Origin of the sequence: Aeromonas sp. Y293-4 (assembly GCF_027705905.1) — a bacterium.
GTDB classification, from domain to species: Bacteria; Pseudomonadota; Gammaproteobacteria; order Enterobacterales; family Aeromonadaceae; genus Aeromonas; species Aeromonas veronii.
Map to the genome: position 1 here is coordinate 292,403 of NZ_JAPDCI010000004.1, position 20,644 is coordinate 313,046.

Below are 20,644 nucleotides of genomic sequence, written 5' to 3' on the forward strand. Positions count from 1 at the left end.
TCAACATGATCAGTTGGCCCGTGAAGACGGCTTGCGAGCCTGAGTGCGAGCCACTCTGCGCCGCTCACGCTCCTCGTCGCTCACCAGCGGCAGCACCAGCCGGTGCGCATGCTGGTCGCGGCCATAGTAGTCCGCCAGCCGCTGCTGGGGACGAAATCCCAATCCCTGATAGAGCGCCAGCGCCTCTTCGTTGGCATCCCCTACTTCGAGGCGAATCGCCCCCCAGCCAGCCTCCTGTCCTTCGCGGATCACCTGCTCCAGCAGGCGGCGGGCCCAGCCCAGACGGCGCACCGTCCAGCGGATGGCCAGCGCCTGAATGACCAGCCGATCCCAGCCTCTGTGCTCCAGCAGGCAGAGATAGCCCATCAGCTGATGTTTCTCGTCCAGCAGCAACAGAGTGCGCCCCTTGGCGTGGGCCAGCAGATAGTGCCAGCGGCTGCGGCCAAAGGCGACTTCGGGAGGAAAACAGTAGCGTTCAAGATTAACGATGGCGCCCAGATCATCGGTTCGGGCCGCACGTACGGTCAACACGGGGAGTCCTTGTTCGGTTATTTATCCTCAGCACCAAAAATGCGACTTGTATCACAAGTTACCAAGGAGTCATATTAGGCACTGTAACCTCTTGTTTCCCCTCGCGCCATTGTCGTGCTTGTCGGTGCATCGAAGCCCACTGGGGATCCTGCCTGTTCAGGCAGTCTGATCTGTGGAGCCGAAAATATGAGTACCTATGTCATCGTCGAAGAGCTGGGCGACTGGCCTTGCCATGCCGATTATCTGCTGACCGCCCGCACCTATCTGCAACATGGCGTGCCGACCACCGGCGGCCGACCCCGCATCATCAACCTCTGCCGCAATCTGGAGCACCTGAGCGCAGGCTACTACTGCTCGCTGCTGGCCCAGGCCCGCGGCCACCACTGCCTGCCTGGTCTGCAAGCCATCAGCCGACTGCAACCCCAGCAGCCACCGGCCAAGCTGTGGCGCAAGGCGCAAGGATGGTTGGCCCAGCAGAGCGAGGATCGAATTAGAGTGCGCGCCATCTTCGGCCAGTGTGAACAGAGCGAGCTGGCGGGGCTGGCCCGCTACTACTATGGCCTGAGCCAGCTGCCGCTGCAGGAGCTGACCCTCAAGCGCGGTCGCCACGGCTGGTCGGTGCGCCAGCAGCAGAGCCTGTCACCACTGGCGCTGAGCCCAAGCGAGAAAGAGTTAATGCTGCACCACGCTCAGGCGCTGGTGGGGACCGGTGATGAGGAGCAGGCGGCGCCGCTCTACCAGCTCGCTATTCTGGTCGACCCCGATGATGGCCGTGCCAGCAGTGACGGGCTGGCGCTGGAGCGCTTTATCCGTGCTGCTGCAGCCCAGGGGATCCGGGCCGAGATCCTGCCACCGTCAGCCATCGAACGGCTGCCGGAGTTCGACACCCTCTGGCTGCGTGCCGAAACCGCGGTCGGCCACTACACCTTCGAATTTGCCCATCGCGCCGAACAGCTCAAGATGCCGGTGATCGACAGCTCCCGCGCCATCCTCGCCTGCAGCAACAAACTCTATCTCTACGAGCTGATGGTGCGCAGCGGCGTGCCCATGCCGCCCACCATGGTGGTCACCCGCCGCGGCCGCCACCATGTGGACGAGCTGGTACAGCGGCTCGGCCTGCCGCTGATGGTGAAGGTGCCCGACGGGGCACAGGGGCGCGATCTCGCCATGGCCAGCGACGAGCAGCAGCTGGCCCGGCTGCTGGACGAGGGGCTGGGCCGCTCCGCCCTGCTGCTGGTGCAGAGCCGGATCCCCGCCGAGTTCGACTGGCGCATCGGCTTTCTCGACGGCTCGCCGCTGTTTGCCTGCCGCCGCTACCGGCCCGAACCGGGCAACCGCATTCGCCGCCGCAAGCACCCCCTCGACATGAGCCGCATCGAGGCGCTGCCACTCAACGAGGTGCCGGAGCGGGTACTGCAGACCGCTCGCCGCGCAGTGCATCAGCTCGGCAATGGCCTCTACGGGCTCGACTTGCGCCAGCAGGGGCGTGACTGCGTGCTGCTGGAGATCGTCGACAACCCCTGGATCCGCGGTGATATCGAAGACAAGGAGGCGCAGGATCTCTACGAGCGACTGGCCCGCGCCTTCCGCCAGCGGCTGGAAAACCGGGGCCAGAGCACCGCATAACCCCGCCATGCCTTTGTCGCCAGCAATGACAGAGAGGGCCCCGCGATGGGGCCCTCTCTCATATCAAAGCGGGCTGTGGCTGACTTATTGCAGACGCAGGAAACGCCCGCTCAAGGGCGGTATCTCCACCGTTACGCTGCTGCCGCCGATAGCCAGACTCTCGCCACTTTGCAGATCCACCAGCGCGCTGCCGCTGCGCAGTTTGCCCGTCGGCAGGTTGTAGCTGAGCGCCGTGGTGGAGAGGTTGAGCAGGTAGACTATCTGCTCTCCCGCCGTCTGCTTGATGTCACCATAGAGACTACCCTCGGCCACCAGTTTGACTCGCTCTCCCTGATAGAGAGCGGGGTGGGCGGCACGCATCGCCAGCAGCTGGGCGAGCCACTCTTTCAGCTCGGCTTGTTCGCTACCCGGCACAAAGCCGGTGACAGCGGGCACCTTGCCGTCGCTGCGGGCCACATGATCGTCGCACAAGCCCTGCGCCGCACAGTCACCACCCACCTTGACAGCAAAGCCCGGCACCTCATCGCCAAACTCCTCGCCATAGTAGAAGGTAATCGGGCCGGAGCGGGCCGCCATAAAGCTGAAGGCTGCCTTGTGGCGCTGCCAGTGCTCGGTCGACTTGAAGTTGCCACGCTCCAGCAGATCACCAAAACGCACCAGATCGTGGTTGCCCAGCATCAGGTTTGGCATGGCGTGATTCGGGTAGTTCTCCACCTTGTTCCAGCTGGCATCGAGCACGCTGGCCCCCTGCCCGCCCTTGCCGGACTCCTCGACCGCCAGCGCCTGCACGATGCCGTAGCGCAACGGGAAGTCAAAGGCCGAGGAGAGCGCCGGATTGTCGCTACTGCCGTAAGCCTGGGCGCGAATGTCATCAGCCCCCTTCCACACCTCGCCCACCATGTAGCCGAGGGTGCCCCACTGCTGCCCTGCCGCCTTGCGCGCTGCGCTGGCCTGCTCCACCTCGCTGCGAATGGCGCGCCAATCATCCAGCCCAAGCTGATAGGCCTGATCGAGGCGCCAGCCGTCGATACCGTACTGCTCGACCCAATAGCGGGCCACCTCCTTGAAGTAGGCGAGGCTCTCAGGCTTGCTGTAATCCACCAGCTGGCCGGGATAACCCGCACCGCCGCTGGTGAGGGCTGGCAGACGCCCCTCTGGCGAGGGCTTGCTCACCCCTACCTTGTTGACGTGGCCAAACACCCCGTCGAGGAAGACATAGAGGCCGCGCTGGTGCGCCCCATCCACCAGCTGTTTGAGCTTGGCATTGCTGCCAAAGTTGGGATCCACGGTAAAAAAGTCGCAGGCGAAGTAGCCGGTGGCATCGAGCTTGTTATCGCCGCCTTGCCCCGCGCAGGAGTCGAACACCGGGGTGAGCCAGATGGCGTTGACGTTGAGACTCTTGATGTGGTCGAGACTGTCGATGATCCCCTGCAGATCGCCGTTGTGCTGGGAGGGGCCATAGCCGACGCCGTAGTTGGCACTGCCGTCACCATCGGCAAACGACTCCACCATTACCTGATAGATGCGCAGGTTGCAGGCGGGTTGATCGTCGCCATAGCAGGCACGACTGGCCGTGGCGACCGGAGGGTGGGTGACCGGCGGATTGACGACGGGGGGAGAACTCTCCCCACCTGAACTACCGCTGCCGCCGCAAGCCGCAAGTAACAGGGCGGCCCCGAGCAGGCCGCCATAGCGTAACGTTCCCTGTTTCATTGTTATGTTCCCGCTGTGAGAGCAGGCGTCTGATACGCCTGTTTTTCACCATGATAGCGATGCTCACACAGCGGTGTCTGTGACTGAAAACGTTATCTGACTCAACTGGTTAGAGCACACCGGCCGAGGCAAAACGGTAGTTGAGCGAGAGCCAGTAGGAACGGCCCGGCTCGGGGATGCGGCCGCTCTGCTCATAGCCCAACCCCGCCTGACTGGCGTGCACCGACTTGGAGAGGTGCTCGTAGTAGAAGGTGTCGAACAGGTTGTCCACCCCGGCCGAAAGCTGCCACCCTTTGGCAAACTGCCAGGCGCCGCTCAGGTTCATGGTGAAGAAGCCCGGAGTCTCCCCCTGATCCTGACCCGCCACGGTGCCGGAACCGACGTCCACCCGATCCTGCGCCGCCACCGCGCGCCCCAGCAGGGTAAAGCTCAGCGCCTCGTCCGGCTGCCAGCCCAACGCCAGCTTGCCATCAAGCGGCGGCATCTGGGCCAGCGGCTTGTTGTCGCTCTGGTTTTCGCCGTAGACCACCGCCAGACCACCATCGAGACGCCACTGCTCGGCAAACTGCCAGCGCCCTTCCAACTCGCCACCCCGGGTCTGGGCATCGATATTGCGCACCTTGTTCGACTTGCTGTTGTAGAGCAGGTAGTCCTTGATGTCGGCGCTAAAGAGGGAGAGGGTCAGGTCCAGCTCGCGGCTGCGCAGAGCCAACCCAGCATCCCACTGGCGACTGCGCTCCGGGTTGAGGGTGAACGGGGTGCTGTCCTTGCTGCGCTCCCAGTAGTCCGGCGCCCGCTCCGCCTGCCCCCAGGCCAGATAGCTGGACCAGCGGGGCGACCACTGGTACTCGTAGCGACCAAACCCGCTGTTCAGACTCAGGGTATCGCTGTAGAGGGTCTGTTCACCGGCGCCATAGCGGGTGGTCTCGACCCTATCCTGACGATAACCGCCCTTGTAGCTGTGGGCTCCCTGCTGACGACCCAGTTCGGCGAAGCCGCCCTGCTGCTCGAAACGCAGGGTGCGCTGACGATCCTTGGTGGCATAGTCGACCCCACTCCGACTGCGATGCTGATCCCGGTTGCTGTCGAGCCCGGCGGTCAGCAGCCAGTCTGCTGGCAAGACGATGTCGTTGGCCCAGCGACCGCCGGTGTTGCGGCGATCCGGGTTGGAGAGCATCTTCATGCCGCTGTTTTGCCGCAGGCTGAAGTTGTCCATGATGTGGTCTATGTAGTTGTCCCACAGGGTCAGCTCGCTGCGCTGCCAGTGAGTGGTGATCTGCTCCTGCTTGAGCTTCAGCCCGAAGGATTCGCGATCAAACATGGGGCCATCCATGGTGCGGTCCGCATAGGCGGCGCGGGCATTGCTGCGCTCGGCGGTCAGTTCCAGCCAGGTGTGCTCCCCCGGCGTCCAGCCCAGCTGGGCGGTGCCGTTCTCGCGGCGATAGAAGGATCGCACCTTGTCACCGTGGCCATCGCGGTAATCATCGCTGTCGGAGTGGGTGAACTGACCGCGCAGATAACCATCGGTCGAGCCTGCCGTCATGTCGACCATCTGATCATCGCGGCCGAAGCTGCCAAAGAGGGCCGAGGCATCGGCCTTGAGACCCGGTGCGGTGAACTCGGGTCTGTCCCGCTCGAACAGCACAGTTCCCGCTAGAGTGGCCCCCTGCTCGAGGGATTGCGGCCCCTTCAACACCCGGATCCGGTCAAAGGATTGGGGGAACACATAGGCCGTGGGCGGGTCCATCCGGCCGCCACAGCCACCTGCCAGCATGCCGCCATCCATCTGCACGTTGAGGCGGGACATCCCCATCCCCCGCAGCACGGGATCGCCACCGAGCCCCCCTTTGCGCACCATGCTCATGCCGGTGACATTCTTCAGATAACCGGCGCCGTCGGCAGCGGGCATGGGGGAACCGGGCTTCTTGGGATCCAGCGTCACCTCCAGGGTGCTGGCGGGGCGGGTTGCCACCACCACCATGGGATCCAGCTGTTGCACCGGTTCCTGACCGGCAGCGCCGTGACAGGCGAGCCCGCCCACCAGCAGGGCAAGAGGTGTGCGCATATGACAAGCCATACATTTTCCTTATGTATTTGTTTATTTTGTTGTTTTCATTCAACCAACCAAACCTTTCAGCAAGGGAAAGGTTTGCCGTCAGGCCGCAAAAAAGGCCTGCGGCGCGAAAGCGGCAAGCCTCTGTCAGGTGAAGCGAAGGCAAGTTGGCAAAATGTTGCGCAGGTTTTACCCAAGTTGGCTCAGAAAGGCAAACGGGCAAACATTCCAGTAACAGGAATCTGGCGTTGGCTCACAAAAAATGAGGATTAGCTGAAGGCTTCCCGCTCATCGATGGGAGAGATGAGGTGATAGACCTCATGGGCGGATAGCGTGCAGCCAACAGGCCACTCCAGCTGGTGGTGACGGTTGATGAAGACCCGGGCGCAGTGACGCTCGCTCTCCAGCTTTGCAAACAGCGGCTGGGTTCGCCAGGGGGTCAGATCCAGCACCCCCGTGGTGCCATCCGATAACACCAGAAACAGGCGCCATCCCCGCACATACTCGACATCGATAAAGACCGGCATCCCTTCGGCTCCGATTGAGATAATTCGCGGCAATTATAAACACCAGCTCCCCATCCATACGCGCTGTGGCTCACATTTTATCCAGCAGGTTATGCTGTGCTCATTAAGCGCGCGACATCACATTTTTAGATGATAAATGTGTTAATTCCTGCTTTTAACAAAATTGAATGCAACCTTAACCAGTTCGATCTGTCATAACCTCACAACAAGTAAAAAACGTCTGTGGACAGGCGCTTACAGTCTCATTCAGGAACAAACATGACAAATCTAAAACAGCGACTCGGCCCGTTCTGGCCCTTCGCCGTCTTCTGCGCGCTCGCGCTTTTCTCTCTCTCTTTCAGCCGAATCGCCCTCGGTCTCTGGCAACTGGAACGGGTGGATGCCGTGGCCGGTTGGCAGGAGATGCTGCTGCAAGGGATCCGGGTCGACTTTGCAACCCTCTGCTGGGTCTGGGGTGTCCCCGCCATGCTCACTCTGCTGCTGGCAGGCCCCCATGCCATCGGCCGGGGCTGGCTGCAACTGATACGCGTCTGGCTGACCGTCGGACTCTGGCTGATGCTGTTCCTCGAGATCTCCACCCCCTCGTTTGTCACCGAGTATGGCGTGCGCCCCAACCGCCTCTATGTGGAGTACCTCATCTATCCAAAAGAGGTATTCGCCATGCTGTGGGCGGGCCGCAAAGCCGAGCTGCTGCTGGCGGTACTCTTCAGTGGCGCCGTGCTGGCTGGTGGCTGGTGGCTGAGCGGCCGTCTGGTGCGTGGCCTCAGCTTCCCCCGCAGGTATCTGCGTCCGGCCTTCGCCCTGCTCATTCTGGCCATAGGTTTTCTCGGTGCCCGCTCCAGTCTCGGCCACCGCGCCCTGAACCCGGCCATGGTCGCCTTTGCCGAGGATCCGCTGGTCAACTCGCTCACCGTCAACTCCGCCTACTCCCTCTTCTTTGCCATCAAACAGATGGGCGCCGAGGAAGATGCCGGCCAGTTTTACGGCGAGATGACGGAGCAGAAGGTGCTCGAGGTCATGCGCAAGGAGAGTGGCCGTCCGGCCAGTGATTTCAACTCCGATCTGCTGCCCAGCCAGACCTTCAACGAGGCGAGCTTCCGGGGTAAACCGAAGAATCTGGTGATCCTGCTGCAGGAGAGCCTGGGCGCCCAGTTTGTCGGCTCCCTCGGCGGCCTGCCGCTCACCCCCAACATCGATGCCCTGTCGCAGCAGGGTTGGGCCTTCGAGCAGCTCTACGCCACCGGCACCCGCTCGGTGCGCGGTATCGAGGCGGTACTGACTGGCTTCACGCCGACCCCGGCACAGGCGGTGGTCAAACTCGGCAAGAGCCAGACCAACTTCTTCACCATCGCTGATCTGCTTAAGCAGCGGGGTTACGACACCAGCTTTATTTATGGCGGCGAAAGCCACTTCGACAACATGCGCAGTTTCTTCCTCGGCAACGGCTTCACCACCATCGTCGAACAGAAGGATTTCGACAATCCGGTGTTCAAGGGCTCCTGGGGAGCTTCCGACGAGGATCTGATGGCCAAGGCCGACGAGACCTTCAAAGCGCTGCACAAGGAGGGTAAACCCTTCTTCAGTCTGGTGTTCAGCTCCAGCAACCACGATCCGTTCGAATTCCCGGACAACCGCATCGAACTCTTCGAGCAACCCAAACAGACCCGCAACAACGCGGCCAAGTATGCGGATTACGCCATCGGCGAGTTCTTCAAGAGGGCGAAACAGTCCGAATACTGGCAGGACACCCTGTTCCTGGTCATCGCCGACCACGACAGCCGAGTCGGTGGCGCCAGTCTGGTGCCCATCCCCCGCTTCCATATTCCGGGGGTTATCGTGGGCGACGGCATTGCGCCGAGAAAGGATCCGCGCATCGTCAGCCAGATCGACATGGCGCCGACTCTGCTCTCCCTGATGGGGATCAGTGCCGACTACCCCATGCTCGGCAAGGATCTGACCCGTATGCCCGCCGACTGGCCAGGGCGCGCCATCATGCAGTACGACAAGAACTTCGCCCTGATGCGCGGCAAGGATGTGGTGATCCTGCAACCGGAGCGCGCGGCAGAGGGCTATGTCTACGATGATGCCAGCGAGAAGCTGACCCTGGCGGCGCAGCCGGACGCCTTGAAGGAGGATGCCCTCGGTCTTGCCCTGTGGGGCAGCATGGCCTATCAGAAGAGCCTCTATCAGACGGCCAAGGATGAACGCACCGCCGCCAATTGAGCACCCCGTGCAGATTCAACCCATTGCAGAATGAAAAAACCGCCAGCTGGCGGTTTTTTCTATCTATTCATATTGTCGGCCCGCAGGCCGTTATGGCTGGGGAAAGCAGGGAAGGGAGCGGCTGAACTTGTGCTCGAATACCAGCGAGGTTTCGAGGTGCACCACCTCTTCGCGGGAGGTGAAGTGATCAAAGACGAAGTTGCGCAGGTGCTCAGTATCAGAGACACAGAGGTGCACCAGAAAATCATCCTTGCCGCCCATGTGGAACAGACTGATCACTTCGGGCAGCGCCAGAATGGCATCGCGGAAGGCATCGATGATCTGACGGCTGTGGCGGGCCAGCTGCAGGGAGACCATGGCCTGAATGTGACCACCGAGGGCCTGATAATCCACTTCGCAGTGTGCCCCCTTGAGCACGCCATCCTGCTGCAGCTTGCGCACCCGCTCCAGACAGGTGGAGGGGGCAACGCCCACCAGCGCGGCCAGATCCTTGTTGGTCATGCCCGCATCCCGAAACAGATGGGCCAGGATATCCAAATCCAGTTGATCCAGGTTTCTCATCTTAACTCCTTGAACCGCTCAATTTTTTAGACTCTGCCCGTAAACCGGGGCAAACACAACGGCCATTGACATCCCCCCTGCCCCGCCTATCCTTGGCGCCATTCACCGGCCGCAACCCTGCGGCCACCACGCGAGGATCCGCCATGCACCCGTATCACCCCTTCTGGAGCCTTGAGGTTCCCCGTGTCGACGGTCAGCTGCTGCTGACCCCCTGCCCCGGCACCCAGCAGGTGCCGCTGACCCTGGCGCTCGATCAACTGCGGTTGGCCGGTGCCCACGGAGTGGTGACCCTGATGACAAGCGCCGAGTTGATCCGACTCGAACTGGCGCAGCTCGGCCAGCAGGTCGAGCACGAAGGGATGCGCTGGTTCCATCTGCCCATCGAGGATGATCTGGCACCCGATGCCGACTTCGAGGCTGCTTGGCAACAGGCGCTGCCACAGCTGCGCGAGCTGCTGGGAGATGGCAAACATCTGGTCATCCACTGCAAAGGGGGCAGCGGTCGCACCGGTCTGGTCGCCGCCGCGCTGCTGATGACCCTCGGCCAGCCACAGCAAGAGGCGATGGCTGCCATCAAGGCCCACAGACCCAAGGCGTTTACCCTGGCCTGCCACCGCCAATGGCTCGACCAGCTGGCCGAGCGGCTGGCGCAGGGCGACTGACTACTTGCCTCCCTGGTCGTAGGTAAAGACCTTGCCGATATCTTCCACCCGATAGCTGGTGAGCTGATAGACGTAGTAGTTGAGCCAGTTGGCAAACAACAGATGACCGTGGCTGCGCCAGCTGGCGCGCGGCGTCTTGCTCGGATCGTTATTCGGGTAGTAGTTGACCGGAATGGCCGGGTCGAGCCCCGCCGCCAGATCCCGCTGATACTCCCCGTCCAGCGTCAGGGCATCGTACTCCGGGTGCCCGGTGACAAACACCTGACGACAATCCTTGGTCGCCGCCAGATAGACCCCCGCCTCTTCTGACTCGGCAAAAATCTGCAAGTCGGTCTGGGCACGGATCAGATCGCCATCAAACGCCGCGTAACGGGAGTGGGGAGCGACAAACTCGTCATCGAAACCGCGCAGCAGCGGCTCGTGCTCATCGAGGCGATGGTGGCGATAAACCCCGGAGAGCTTCTCGCCGTGGGTCTGCTTCTCCATGCCATACAAAGCTTTCAGCGCCGCCTGCACCGCCCAGCAGAGGAACAGGGTGGAGGTAACATGCTGATGGGACCACTCGATGATCTCGACGATGCGCGGCCAGTAGACCACCTCCTCGAACTCCACCAGCCCGAGCGGCGCCCCGGTAATGATCATGCCGTCGTAGTTATTGCCACGCACCTGCTCGAAGTCGTGATAGAAGTTCTCCAGATGGGCCTGCGGCGTGTTCTTTGACTCCCTGTCATCGATGCGCAGCAGATCCACATCCACCTGCAGCGGCGAGTTGGAGAGCATCCGCATCAGCTGGATCTCGGTCTCAATCTTCTTTGGCATCAGGTTGAGGATGAGCACCCGCAGCGGGCGGATGTTCTGGGTGACGGCCCGGGATTCCGTCATCACGAAGATGTTCTCCTGCCCCAGCACTTCGGCGGCGGGTAACTGATCCGGGATCTTGATCGGCATGCTTACTCCCTGTACTGCATCGGTAAATATGTCTGGACATCCAGAAGCCTATAATAAAGCTCCAGCCCTGTCATCAGATACCTTTTGTATTCACCCCCGCCTTTGACTAGCATACGGCTCAGTGTGTCTCCTGCTTCCAAGATAATGACCGGTATCAAGATTTCCGTAGATCGACTGCAAGTCGGCAACTATGTATCCCTGCCACTGGGGTGGCGCGAACACCCGTTCCTGTTTTCCAGCTTCAAAATCAAAAGTGAAGAAGAGATCGAGCTGATCCGCCGTCTCGGCCTGAAACTGGTCACCATCATTCCCGACAAGAGCGACGTTCCGCCCAAGCCCCTCAATCAGGTACAGCCTCAGCAACAAGAGAGCGCAGACGCCGCCCAGCGCCAGGCCCAGATGCAGCAGGAGAAGGATCGCCGCATCGAGCAGTTGCAACTCTATCGCCGCAATCTGCAGCAGTGCGAGAAGCAGTTCCAGCAGTCGCTGGCGCAGGTGCGCAGCGTAATGAGCAAGATCCAGTCCCGCCCCCTCAATGCCATCGGCGAGGCGCAGGAGCTGGTCAACGCCATGACCGAGCAGCTGCTATCGGTGGACGAAATGGTGCTCCATCTGGTCTCCGACAGCGAGGATGGCAACAACCTCTACTTCCACTCCCTCAATGTGAGCGTGCTCAGCATGCTGCTGGCCAAGGAGTGCTGCATGACGGCCGACGAGATCCGTCAAGTCGGCATGGGGGCGCTGTTCCACGATATCGGCAAGCTGAAGATCCCGAGCCAGATCCTGCGCAAGACCGAGCCGCTGACCAAGCCGGAGCAGAACCTGATGGCCCAGCACCCGCGCTACGGGCTGGATCTGCTCAATCTGGCCAAGGATTTCCCGGCCGAGGCGAAGGGGATCGTGCTCCATCACCACGAATATCTGGATGGCAGCGGGCCGGAAGGGCTCAAGGGTGGCCAGCTCGATCCGCTGACCCAGATGGTGTCGCTGATCAACGAGTACGATAACCTCTGCCACATGCAGGCCAAGGTGCCCTACTCGGCCCTGAGCGGCCTCTACAAGCAGCGCAAGGCGCAGTTCAATCCGGAGTACCTCAGCATGCTGATCCGGTTGATGGGGATTTATCCCCCCGGCAGCGTGGTGCAACTCTCCAACGGTCAGGTGGGGCTGGTGATGTCGGTCAACGCTTCCCGCCTGCTCTACCCCTCGGTGCTGGTCTACGATCCGCGCATTCCCCGTCAGGAAGCCGCCATCATCGACCTGCAGCAAGCCGAACTGTCGATCGCCAAAGTGATCCACCCCAAACGGCTGCCGCCCGCCGTGTTCGAGTACCTCAATCCGCGTACCCGGATCAGCTACTACTTCGAGCACAACAAAGCCTGATTGTGTTGGTCCAAGACCAACCGTTGCCACCCGTTTAATCCAAGGAGCCTGCCATGCGTATCGAGATCATCAGTACCGGAGACGAAATAGTGACGGGTCTGGTGGTGGATACCAACGCAGCCTGGCTCAGCGCTCTGCTGCTGGAGCAGGGGTGGCAGGTGCGCCGTCGCCTGACGGTGGGTGACAACCTCGCCGACCTGAAAACGGTGCTGCAAGAGAGTGCCAGCCGCGCCGAAGTGGTGCTGGTGTGTGGCGGGCTCGGGCCCACTGCCGACGACCTCACTGCTCAGGCGGCAGCTGAAGCCTTTGAACAGCCGCTCACCCTTTTCCCCGACTGGCTTGCTACCATCACGGCCCGCTACGCCAGCCGTGGTCGCCCCATGGCACAAAGCAATGCCAAACAGGCCTGGCTGCCACAGGGGTGCGAGACCCTCGACAACCCGGTCGGCACCGCCTGCGGCTTTGTGGTGCGAAGTGGCCAGAGTCAGCTCTTCTTCACCCCGGGCGTGCCGTTCGAATTCAAGCAGATGGTACGCGAGCAAATTCTGCCGCGCCTCAAACAGCTGGCCGGGGCACAAGTCGATACCGAGCTGCGTCGCTTTTACACCTTCGGCATCTCGGAATCAGCCCTCAGCGATATGCTGGATGAAGAACCCTGGCCAGCTGGCATCGAGCTGGGTTACCGCTCCTCCATGCCCCTTATCGAGCTGAAACTGATCGGCCACGGCGCCAGTACCGCTGACATGGAGAGTGCAGAGCGCCGACTGCTGGATACGGTCCGCCCCTGGCTGGTTGGCAGCGGAGATAAGGAACCGGCGCAGCAGATCCTGGCGCTGCTGCAAGGCAAACCGCTCGCTCTGCTGGAGGGGGAGAGTGGCGGCGCCCTGCTGGCACTTTGTCACGGCCATCCCAGGCTGGAGGCCAACTTCAGTACGCAACTGGCCGATGAGCTGGCGCAACTGCCAACCGCCGATGCGGGCCTGCAACTGACCATAGGGCAAGAGGGCACAGAGGGGGTGCCACTGCTGCTCAGCGCCGATGGCATGCACATCGGTCAGACGGTCAAGGTCAGCCACCCCGACCCGGAGAGCCGCCGCAAGATCCTCGCCTTTGCCGCCCTCGACATGTTGCGCCGCCATATGCTGGGTGAGCCGGTGCTCGGCGATTACCTCACCCTGGCCAGAACAGCCCAGCGCAGCTGATAACCACCTCCCCCCTGCCAGCGACCCTATGTTGCTGGCGCTGCGATCTGTCTTTTCACACCATTGCCAAACAGCCCCCATATTTATCCGGCCGCCATCACCGATTTGACTTCAATTCATTGACCATTCAGAGGAAATATCTGAATACTGCCCACTCTCAGGGTTGGTGACTCGCTTTATTAATCATTGAGAGATTAAATGACAGTAGAGGAGCGAGCCGATCGTTCCGTTCTCATCCAGCAAGGAGATGCGGTGTTAAGCAAAGAGTGGTTGCTGCTATCAAGCGATATGGAACTGGTCTGCCTGCGGATTGCCGCCGGTCTCACCAAACCTGTCACGGAACAGGATGTGCAGGCTCTGCTGCTCGCTTCCAACTGTCGCCGCTATCAGCCGCTGCCCGAGGGGATCAAACAGGCCATCAGCCTGCTCAATACCCTGCTCACCAACCCTGCCACCCCCGTCCCCGCCAACCCCATCCCTGTCGGCAAGCGTCAGGATGCCCGACTCGCCGTAATAGTGGAGAAGGATCGCATGAGCGCCATCGCCCAGATCACTGCCGACTGGGGTGGCAAATATGTGACGCTGGAACAGCTGCAAGAGGCGATCGCCATCAGCGAAATCAAGCAGGGGGTGAGTGAGCAACTGCTCACCGCTGCCATCCAGTCGGCCAAGGAGGCCGCCCCCGGCAGTCAACTCAAGCTGGTGATTGCCAACGGCCAGCCTGCTGTCAATGGTCAGGACACTCGCTATGAGCGGCTGGTGGAGACCCCGGCCGAACGGATCCTCAAACCGCAGGAGCTGGGTCATGGCAAGGTCGACCTGCGGGATCTCGGCTCCATCGTCACCGTCAAGGCCGGCGCTCCGCTGATGCGCCGTCATCCGGCCACCGTCGGGGTACCCGGTTTTACCGTGACCGGTCAGGACCTGCCCGCCAAGGATGGCAAAGACAGCCCGATGAGCGCTGGCGAGGGCACCTTTATCTCCCCCGACGATCCCGACCTGCTGATTGCCGGTCGGGCTGGCCTGCCCTGTCAGGAGAAAGCGGGCATGAAGGTGGACGAGGTGCTCAGCGTCAAACAGGTGGATGCCCGCCACGGCCACATTGATTTTGAAGGGGGCTTAATCGTCAGCGGCGACGTCAACCCGGGCATGAAGATCAAGGTCAGCGGTGACATCGTCATCGGCGGCTTTATCGAAGGGGGCTGGATCGAGGCGGGGGGCAGCATCACGGTACGCCACGGCATCATTGGCCGCCGCAACGAGCAGGGGGAGTACCTTTGCCAACTCAATGCGCAGGGGGAGATCCACGCCAGCTATGCCCAGTATGCCCAGCTGGAAGCGGGGGGCGATATCCAGATCCAGAGCCAGCTCAGCCACTGCTACTCCCGCAGCGGACAAGACATCAAGGTGGGCGATAGCAACATGCGCAAAGGCACTCTGCTGGGGGGCACCAGCATTGCCAATCGCCTGATCATGGCCCCCAGCCTGGGGGCCGAGGCCGCCAACCATACCCGGCTGCAGATCCTTGGCGGCTACTTCACCCACAAGGAGCAGGAACACCAGCTCAAGCTGCGCCAGCAGGCGTGCCAGGCCCAGCTGGAGAAAATCAAGGAGCTGGTCATGAAGTTGCTGCAACTACCCGGCGACAAGCGCAATCCGGATACCCTGCGCAAGCTCAAACCGATCCGGGACCATCAGCTGGCCGAGCTGGCCCAGCTCGATGAGCAGCTCACCGCCAACCAGGAGGAGCTGCGAAACTTGATGGTTCAGATGGAGGTCATTGCCACCCAACACCTCTACTCCGGCATCGAGGTCGAGATGGCCAGCTTCAAACGCAAGGTTACCATCACCCGAGGCCCTACCCGCCTGACCATCCATGATGAAACCCTGGAGATGACCCCTTACGAGGGGCACAAATAGCTCAAGCGGCACGGCCCCATCGCTGAACCGGCCGTGATCCCGCCGCCGATTTTCGCTACACTCGCCACTTCCTTGGCCCCACCGGGCGGGCCACCCAGACTCAGGTAGTGAGAGATGTACAAGCTGATCGCATTGGATATGGATGGCACCCTGCTCAACCCGCAGGGCCAGATTACTCCCCGCACCCACGCCGCCATCAGTGCCGCGCGCGCCAAAGGGGTAACCGTTGTGCTGGCCTCCGGCCGCCCGCTGGAAGGGATGAGCCGCTATCTGGAAGAGCTCGGCCTCACCACAGAGCATGACTACGTCATCTGCTACAACGGCGCTCTGGTGCAACAGGTGGCTGATCAGCGCATCATCCGCAGCCAGCTGTTGACCGGCAGTGACGCCAGCGCCGTCGCCAAACTGGCTGATGAGCTGGAAGTAAACGTCCATGGTTTCTCGGTCACCCAGGGCCTCATCAGTCCCCGTGTCAGCACCTACACCGAGCACGAATCCCGCCTGATCGGCATGCCGATCAATCTGATCGACTTCGCCACCCTGCCTGCCGACGAGCAGATCATGAAGGTGATGATGATCGACGAGCCGCCCCAGCTCTCCCGCGCCATCGAGCGACTGCCTGCAGAGCTCTATGAGCGCTATACCGTGGTACAGAGCGCCCCCTTCTTCCTCGAGTTCATGAACAAGCAGAGCAACAAGGGAACCGGCGTGGCCGCATTGGCCGAGCACCTTGGCCTGACCGCCGCTCAGGTGATCTGCATCGGGGATGCGGGCAACGATCGCCACATGATCGAATACGCAGGCCTCGGGGTTGCGATGGGCAATGCCACCGACGAGATCAAGGCTCTCGCCCAGCACACCACTGCCCGCAATGATGAAGATGGCGTGGCTCAGGTGATCGAGCAGTTCGTACTGAACGCCTGATCGCAATCGAGCGCTGCTGCGTCCGATGAGGAAATAAAAACGGGGAGGCTGTCAGCCTCCCCGTTTTTTCTGGTCAGTTATCTGCGTGATGAGCGGTAATTCGCTCGCATCACTGGTTCGCCAGACACTGGGTATGGGAGCCAGGTTGAAGGTAAGGCGTCAGCAGGGGAGCCATCCCCTTGAGCACCTGCACCGGCAACGCCGAGGTGAAACGGAACTTGTCAGACTGGCTACCCGGTACATAGGCGGTCAGGGTACCGAAGTGATCCTCACCCAGATAGAAAACGAAGGTCGCGGTGCGGTTGCGCGCCAGTGAGCTGGTCACGTTGCCATAACGACCCACGGTTTCAATCCGGTTATCCCCGGTTCCGGTCTTGCCCCCCATCTGCAGCACAGTGCCATCCGGCAGGGTAAAGGCACCGGCGATACGTCTTGCCGTGCCCCCTTCAACCACCTTGGAAAGCGCACTGCGCAGGGCGGCCGCCACCTCTGCTGGCATCACCCGGGTACCCTCGGTGTGCTGCGGCTCAAACTCGGTCTCGAAAGGAGTCCCCTTGGCAAACGAGAGGTGCTCGATACGCAAGGTTGGCGAACGGACACCGCCATTCTGGATAATCCCCATCAGCTCGGCCAGTGCAGCCGGACGATCGCCGGAGCTACCCAAGGCGGTCGCCAGCGAAGGCACCAGATGGTCGAACGGGTAACCGAGCTTGGCCCAGCGCTGATGGATATCGAGGAAGGCTTCAACCTCCAGCATGGTGCGGATCCGGCTGTCACGGGCACTGCGATGACGGGTCTTGAACAGCCAGCTGTAGACCTCCTGCCGTTCGTCACGACTGGCCGCCACAGCGTCGGCAAAGGTCGCCTTGTCGAACTCCTTGAGATAGGCCAGCAACCACAGCTCCAGCGGGTGAACCCGGGCGATGTAGCCCTGATCCGGCAGGGAATACTTGCCCGGACCATAGCTGACGTAGAGCTGATTAACCCGCTTGGCACTCAGCTTCTCCCTCGGCAACCGCTCCGCCAGGAAGGCAGCAAAAGCCGCTTCGCTGGCTTCCGGCATCAGGTAGCGGTGAACCGCCGCCAGACGTACCGCACTCGGTTTGAGGCCGTCGAGGAAGGTATCGAGCTGCTCCTCGGGAGTCTTGCCGCGATATTTGCGCCAGAAGCGCAGCAGATAGGTCTGCCCCTCTTTGTCGGCAAATTTGGCCAGATACTCCTGACGACGGGGATCCTTGTCATCCTTCAGCAACTGGGCACGGTTGCCCTCCTTGTAGAGGCTGTAGCGCACGATATCGCGCATCAGCCGTACAAAGGGCAAGTTAATCGACTCACGCAGAGAGTCACGCAACGTCGGAATGCGATTGTTATCCTCGCGGCGGAAGTTGTTGAAGGTGTGCATGCCGCCACCGGTAAAGAACCCTTCGTTGGGGCTGGCGGAGTATTTGCGATCCAGCGCAGCTTCCAGCATTACAGGCAGGCTCTTGTCCTGAGCCGTCATCAGATAGGAGATGGCCCAGCGGCTGAGGTTGTCCTGAGAGACGGCAGCCAGCTTGCGCAGATTCTCGACCGGCATCCCGGCATAGTTGTCGTGCAGCTCGGCCACGATCTCCAGATAGGTAGTCAGTACCCGCAACTTGGCGGTTGAGCCCAACTCCAGCTTGGAGCCTTCGTTGATATCGAACGGCTGATCGGTGTTGTCGGTCTGTACCCGCACCTTGAACCCTTCCGGCGATTTCTCGAACAGGGTGAAGCTGTAGCGCACATCGCCGGTCTTCTCCGGCGAGAGCAGGCGCTCACCAAACAGTCCCACCTGAGCGGCAAACGTCGGGTCGGCCAGCTGTTGCAGATAACGGGAGATTTCGTTCTGCAGCGGCATGTTGAGGCTGGTATCGGCGGTCAGATCCATCCGGTCGAGGTCATAGAGCTGCACCCCGAGCTGGCGGCTCAGGCGAGTACGGGCAACCTGCAACCCCTTGTTATTGTTCACCCGAGTGATAGCAGGGGACTGCAGGAAATCACGAAACGTAATCTTGGCCTTGAGCGCCGCCTCCATCAGTGGCGGCGTGATCATTCCCTCCTGCACAAACAGGCGCAGGTAGCTGTCGGTCAGGGTAGCCAATGCCTCTCGCCCCTGAGCCAGATAGTAAGAGGGACGGCGGTGCGCAATCATCAGCGAGACCACCTGACGCAGGGCAAGCCCCTGTTCGGCCAGCGGTGCGTTCTGGTTTCGGGTGGGGTCCAGCAGACGGTTCACGTCATCGACATTGGCACCAAACCAGACCCAGAGACCATCTCCCAGACCATGCACTTCACCATATCCCGGCGCAGCCGAGAGCGGTACCGAGTTGAGGTAGGCCCAGGCGACCAGTTTGCGCGCTTCGAGGGTTTCCGGCCCGAGACGATAAGCCCGCACGCTGGCAGAGGCCATCTGACGGATCTTCTCGGTCGGCGACAGGGTCAGGCCATCCGGCGAGTGGCGGTACTTCTCCACCTGGGTCGCCAGGGTACTGCCACCGGCAGATTGATCCTGCATATCGAGCGCCTTGCCCACTTGAGAGAGCGCGGCCTTGGCAAAACGGGGCCAGTCGACCGCCGGGTTGGCCAACGGCTCTTCGTTGCTCAGCAAGTCGCGGTTCTCGATAAACAGCAGCGACTGGATGACAAGAGGCGGAATGGAGTCAAAATCCGGATAGTGATGGGTCGGATACTTGAATTGATAGAAGGGCTCGGCGCGGCAATCGTGCAACGTCAGGCCAGCCTGCACCTTCTCGGTATAGGGCACGAAGAAGCCTCGACTGGCGTAGTCATAGAGCGCGTCGGAGAAATGCACCTGCTTGCTGACTTCATAGCCCCGCTGAAGCAAACGCTCCTGCATCATCGGCAGTTGCACATAGCCGAGCCGCTTGTCGAACGGGCCATCCTCAGGGAAGGCGATCTGTTTGCTCTGGCCAGGCTCGACCTGATAGGTGAGCTTGGCAGCATAGCGGGAGATCTCCTGAGATTGCAGCTTCGAGGTTTTCATCTCATAGCCAACCAGAGCGATCACCGCCCCCAGGCACAATAAAAAGAGAAAACAGAACAGCCAACGCCACCAGGGACGACGCTTGCGCTTTGGGTTCCCGTCCGAGGTCTGGACAGATGAATCTTGAGATGCCACTTGTGTCAAATCCGTCTGTTCTGATGCGCCCATATCAGCCCCACCATGGTTGCGCAATTTATTGTGTTTCACTCAAGCTTAGTCTTTTCAAGTCAATGGCTTGAAACTATTGACCGCTTTGTAGTGATGGTAACAGGGCAATTCTAAAAAGGGGAGCCGATTGTTGCAGGAGTGGCAGAGATCCGAGCTGATAACAAAACACCGGCCAGTGGCCGGTGTTTCTTAAGCGAAAGCGCAACGCTTATTTGTGAGAGCTCATGCCCTTCAGCTTGGTGCTCAGCTCTTTACGCTCTTTGGAGAGCTCGGCGTTCTTGATGATGTGGTCATCCACGCGCTCTTCATAGTCGGCACGCATGTTGGCGATGATCGCCTGTACATCATCAATGCTCATGCCCGGCTTGATGTAGTCGCTCAGGTTGTCGAGCAGCAGCACGCGCTTCTGGTTGTCACGGATCTTCTTCTCGTTATCCGCAATTTCACGCTTGAGTTTGTTCTGGCGACGGGACATACGCACATATTCCAGTACATCGCTGAAGGTGGACTTGTTTACTTGTTCCATATCGATACCACTGACTTAAGGTTGATAAAAACTGGCCAAGTTACACCTGGAGCCCGACACACTCGGCCCGGGACAGGCAAACTCAAGATGCCCTTACTCTACCGAGTTATAAGCGAGATACAACCCTAATCGCGCGTCATGAACAGAGTTTGGCCAAAAGTAAACCAGTTAAAATGGCTAGTAATCCATCAGATAAGAGCTTGATATGGATACAAAATGGAGGAGATGACAGGGTTTTAGTTCTCTTCCTGCAGATAAATGCTAACACTGGCTGTTTAACACGCTAAAAATACAAAAACCCGGTCATGAGACTGGGCTTTGTGTTGGTTCCGGTGTGCAACCATCGGGGTCAGTAGGTAAAAACGCCCATAGCAAAAAGGCCTTCCCATTCGGGAAGGCCTTCAAATTAGTGGCGGAGCGGACGGGACTCGAACCCGCGACCCCCGGCGTGACAGGCCGGTATTCTAACCGACTGAACTACCGCTCCGCATTCGGTTAGCTTGCGCTAAATCTTCTGCTGCTTCTTGTGAGGTGTCATCCTCGCAGCCGGCTATGTGTTTTCACATCACCGTTTAATTGGGTGCCTGGCAGTGTCCTACTCTCGCATGGCGAATGCCACACTACCATCGGCGCTACCGCGTTTCACTTCTGA

Annotated in this window: 16 protein-coding genes and 1 tRNA gene; 8 read left to right on the plus strand and 9 right to left on the minus strand. The window is 60.7% G+C overall.

Going from position 1 to position 20,644, the window contains the following annotated elements:
* Positions 1 to 9 precede the first annotated feature (9 nt).
* Positions 10 to 531, minus strand: a complete 522-nt coding sequence (locus OKC31_RS07180; RefSeq protein WP_216952811.1) for a GNAT family N-acetyltransferase — start codon at positions 529 to 531, stop codon at positions 10 to 12.
* 186 nt (positions 532 to 717) lie between these two features.
* Between OKC31_RS07180 and OKC31_RS07185 the strand changes: the two genes are divergently transcribed.
* Positions 718 to 2,157 carry a RimK family protein gene (locus tag OKC31_RS07185; protein ID WP_069554693.1) on the plus strand — a complete coding sequence of 480 codons (1,440 nt, stop codon included), beginning with the start codon at positions 718 to 720 and terminating at the stop codon, positions 2,155 to 2,157.
* Positions 2,158 to 2,241: 84 nt separating this feature from the next.
* Here OKC31_RS07185 and OKC31_RS07190 read toward each other — a convergent pair whose 3' ends face one another.
* A complete protein-coding gene (locus tag OKC31_RS07190; protein ID WP_270656581.1) occupies positions 2,242 to 3,870 on the minus strand; it encodes an alpha-amylase family protein in 1,629 nt (542 codons plus the stop codon).
* Positions 3,871 to 3,979: 109 nt separating this feature from the next.
* A complete protein-coding gene (locus tag OKC31_RS07195; RefSeq protein WP_270656582.1) occupies positions 3,980 to 5,947 on the minus strand; it encodes a TonB-dependent copper receptor in 1,968 nt (655 codons plus the stop codon).
* On the opposite strand from OKC31_RS07195, the gene OKC31_RS07200 reads away from it, so the two are divergent.
* The gene (locus tag OKC31_RS07200) at positions 5,936 to 6,196 is read left to right on the plus strand and encodes a hypothetical protein (protein WP_247823546.1); all 261 of its coding nucleotides are present in this window, start codon (positions 5,936 to 5,938) and stop codon (positions 6,194 to 6,196) included. The genes OKC31_RS07195 and OKC31_RS07200 overlap by 12 nt on opposite strands.
* Here the strand turns inward: OKC31_RS07200 and OKC31_RS07205 are convergent.
* Positions 6,193 to 6,450 (minus strand): DUF2442 domain-containing protein, encoded by a 258-nt coding sequence (locus tag OKC31_RS07205; protein ID WP_005335997.1) that lies wholly within the window; start codon positions 6,448 to 6,450, stop codon positions 6,193 to 6,195. The two genes, OKC31_RS07200 and OKC31_RS07205, sit on opposite strands and share 4 nt — an antisense overlap.
* A gap of 258 nt (positions 6,451 to 6,708) precedes the next feature.
* On the opposite strand from OKC31_RS07205, the gene OKC31_RS07210 reads away from it, so the two are divergent.
* Positions 6,709 to 8,673 (plus strand): LTA synthase family protein, encoded by a 1,965-nt coding sequence (locus tag OKC31_RS07210; protein ID WP_247823547.1) that lies wholly within the window; start codon positions 6,709 to 6,711, stop codon positions 8,671 to 8,673.
* Between the two features lie 90 nt (positions 8,674 to 8,763).
* Here the strand turns inward: OKC31_RS07210 and OKC31_RS07215 are convergent, their stop codons facing one another.
* Positions 8,764 to 9,234, minus strand: coding sequence for an Lrp/AsnC family transcriptional regulator (locus OKC31_RS07215; protein WP_005336001.1), 471 nt, complete (start codon positions 9,232 to 9,234; stop codon positions 8,764 to 8,766).
* Positions 9,235 to 9,377: 143 nt separating this feature from the next.
* Here OKC31_RS07215 and OKC31_RS07220 point away from each other — a divergent pair, with 143 nt between their 5' ends.
* Positions 9,378 to 9,896 carry a cyclin-dependent kinase inhibitor 3 family protein gene (locus OKC31_RS07220; RefSeq protein WP_043825993.1) on the plus strand — a complete coding sequence of 173 codons (519 nt, stop codon included), beginning with the start codon at positions 9,378 to 9,380 and terminating at the stop codon, positions 9,894 to 9,896.
* Here OKC31_RS07220 and metA read toward each other — a convergent pair whose 3' ends face one another.
* Positions 9,897 to 10,844 (minus strand): homoserine O-acetyltransferase MetA, encoded by a 948-nt coding sequence (gene metA, locus OKC31_RS07225; protein WP_204380282.1) that lies wholly within the window; start codon positions 10,842 to 10,844, stop codon positions 9,897 to 9,899.
* A gap of 144 nt (positions 10,845 to 10,988) precedes the next feature.
* Here metA and OKC31_RS07230 point away from each other — a divergent pair, with 144 nt between their 5' ends.
* From OKC31_RS07230 to yidA, 4 genes are all read left to right on the plus strand, one after another.
* A complete protein-coding gene (locus OKC31_RS07230) occupies positions 10,989 to 12,227 on the plus strand; it encodes an HD-GYP domain-containing protein (RefSeq protein WP_005336014.1) in 1,239 nt (412 codons plus the stop codon).
* Between the two features lie 53 nt (positions 12,228 to 12,280).
* Positions 12,281 to 13,429: a CinA family nicotinamide mononucleotide deamidase-related protein gene (locus OKC31_RS07235; RefSeq protein WP_247823548.1), complete on the plus strand. Its 1,149-nt coding sequence runs from the start codon at positions 12,281 to 12,283 to the stop codon at positions 13,427 to 13,429.
* A gap of 252 nt (positions 13,430 to 13,681) precedes the next feature.
* Complete coding sequence (locus OKC31_RS07240; protein ID WP_247823549.1) at positions 13,682 to 15,349, plus strand: DUF342 domain-containing protein; 1,668 nt, start codon at positions 13,682 to 13,684, stop codon at positions 15,347 to 15,349.
* Between the two features lie 114 nt (positions 15,350 to 15,463).
* Positions 15,464 to 16,273, plus strand: coding sequence for a sugar-phosphatase (yidA, locus tag OKC31_RS07245; RefSeq protein WP_247823550.1), 810 nt, complete (start codon positions 15,464 to 15,466; stop codon positions 16,271 to 16,273).
* A 109-nt stretch (positions 16,274 to 16,382) separates the two neighbouring features.
* Here yidA and OKC31_RS07250 read toward each other — a convergent pair whose 3' ends face one another.
* The 3 genes from OKC31_RS07250 to OKC31_RS07260 form a co-directional block, all read right to left on the minus strand.
* Positions 16,383 to 19,466: a transglycosylase domain-containing protein gene (locus OKC31_RS07250; protein WP_227272304.1), complete on the minus strand. Its 3,084-nt coding sequence runs from the start codon at positions 19,464 to 19,466 to the stop codon at positions 16,383 to 16,385.
* Positions 19,467 to 19,674: 208 nt separating this feature from the next.
* Positions 19,675 to 19,992 (minus strand): PTS system regulator TmaR, encoded by a 318-nt coding sequence (tmaR, locus tag OKC31_RS07255; protein ID WP_005336024.1) that lies wholly within the window; start codon positions 19,990 to 19,992, stop codon positions 19,675 to 19,677.
* Positions 19,993 to 20,402: 410 nt separating this feature from the next.
* A tRNA-Asp gene (locus tag OKC31_RS07260) sits at positions 20,403 to 20,479 on the minus strand.
* Between the last annotated feature and the right edge of the window lie 165 nt (positions 20,480 to 20,644).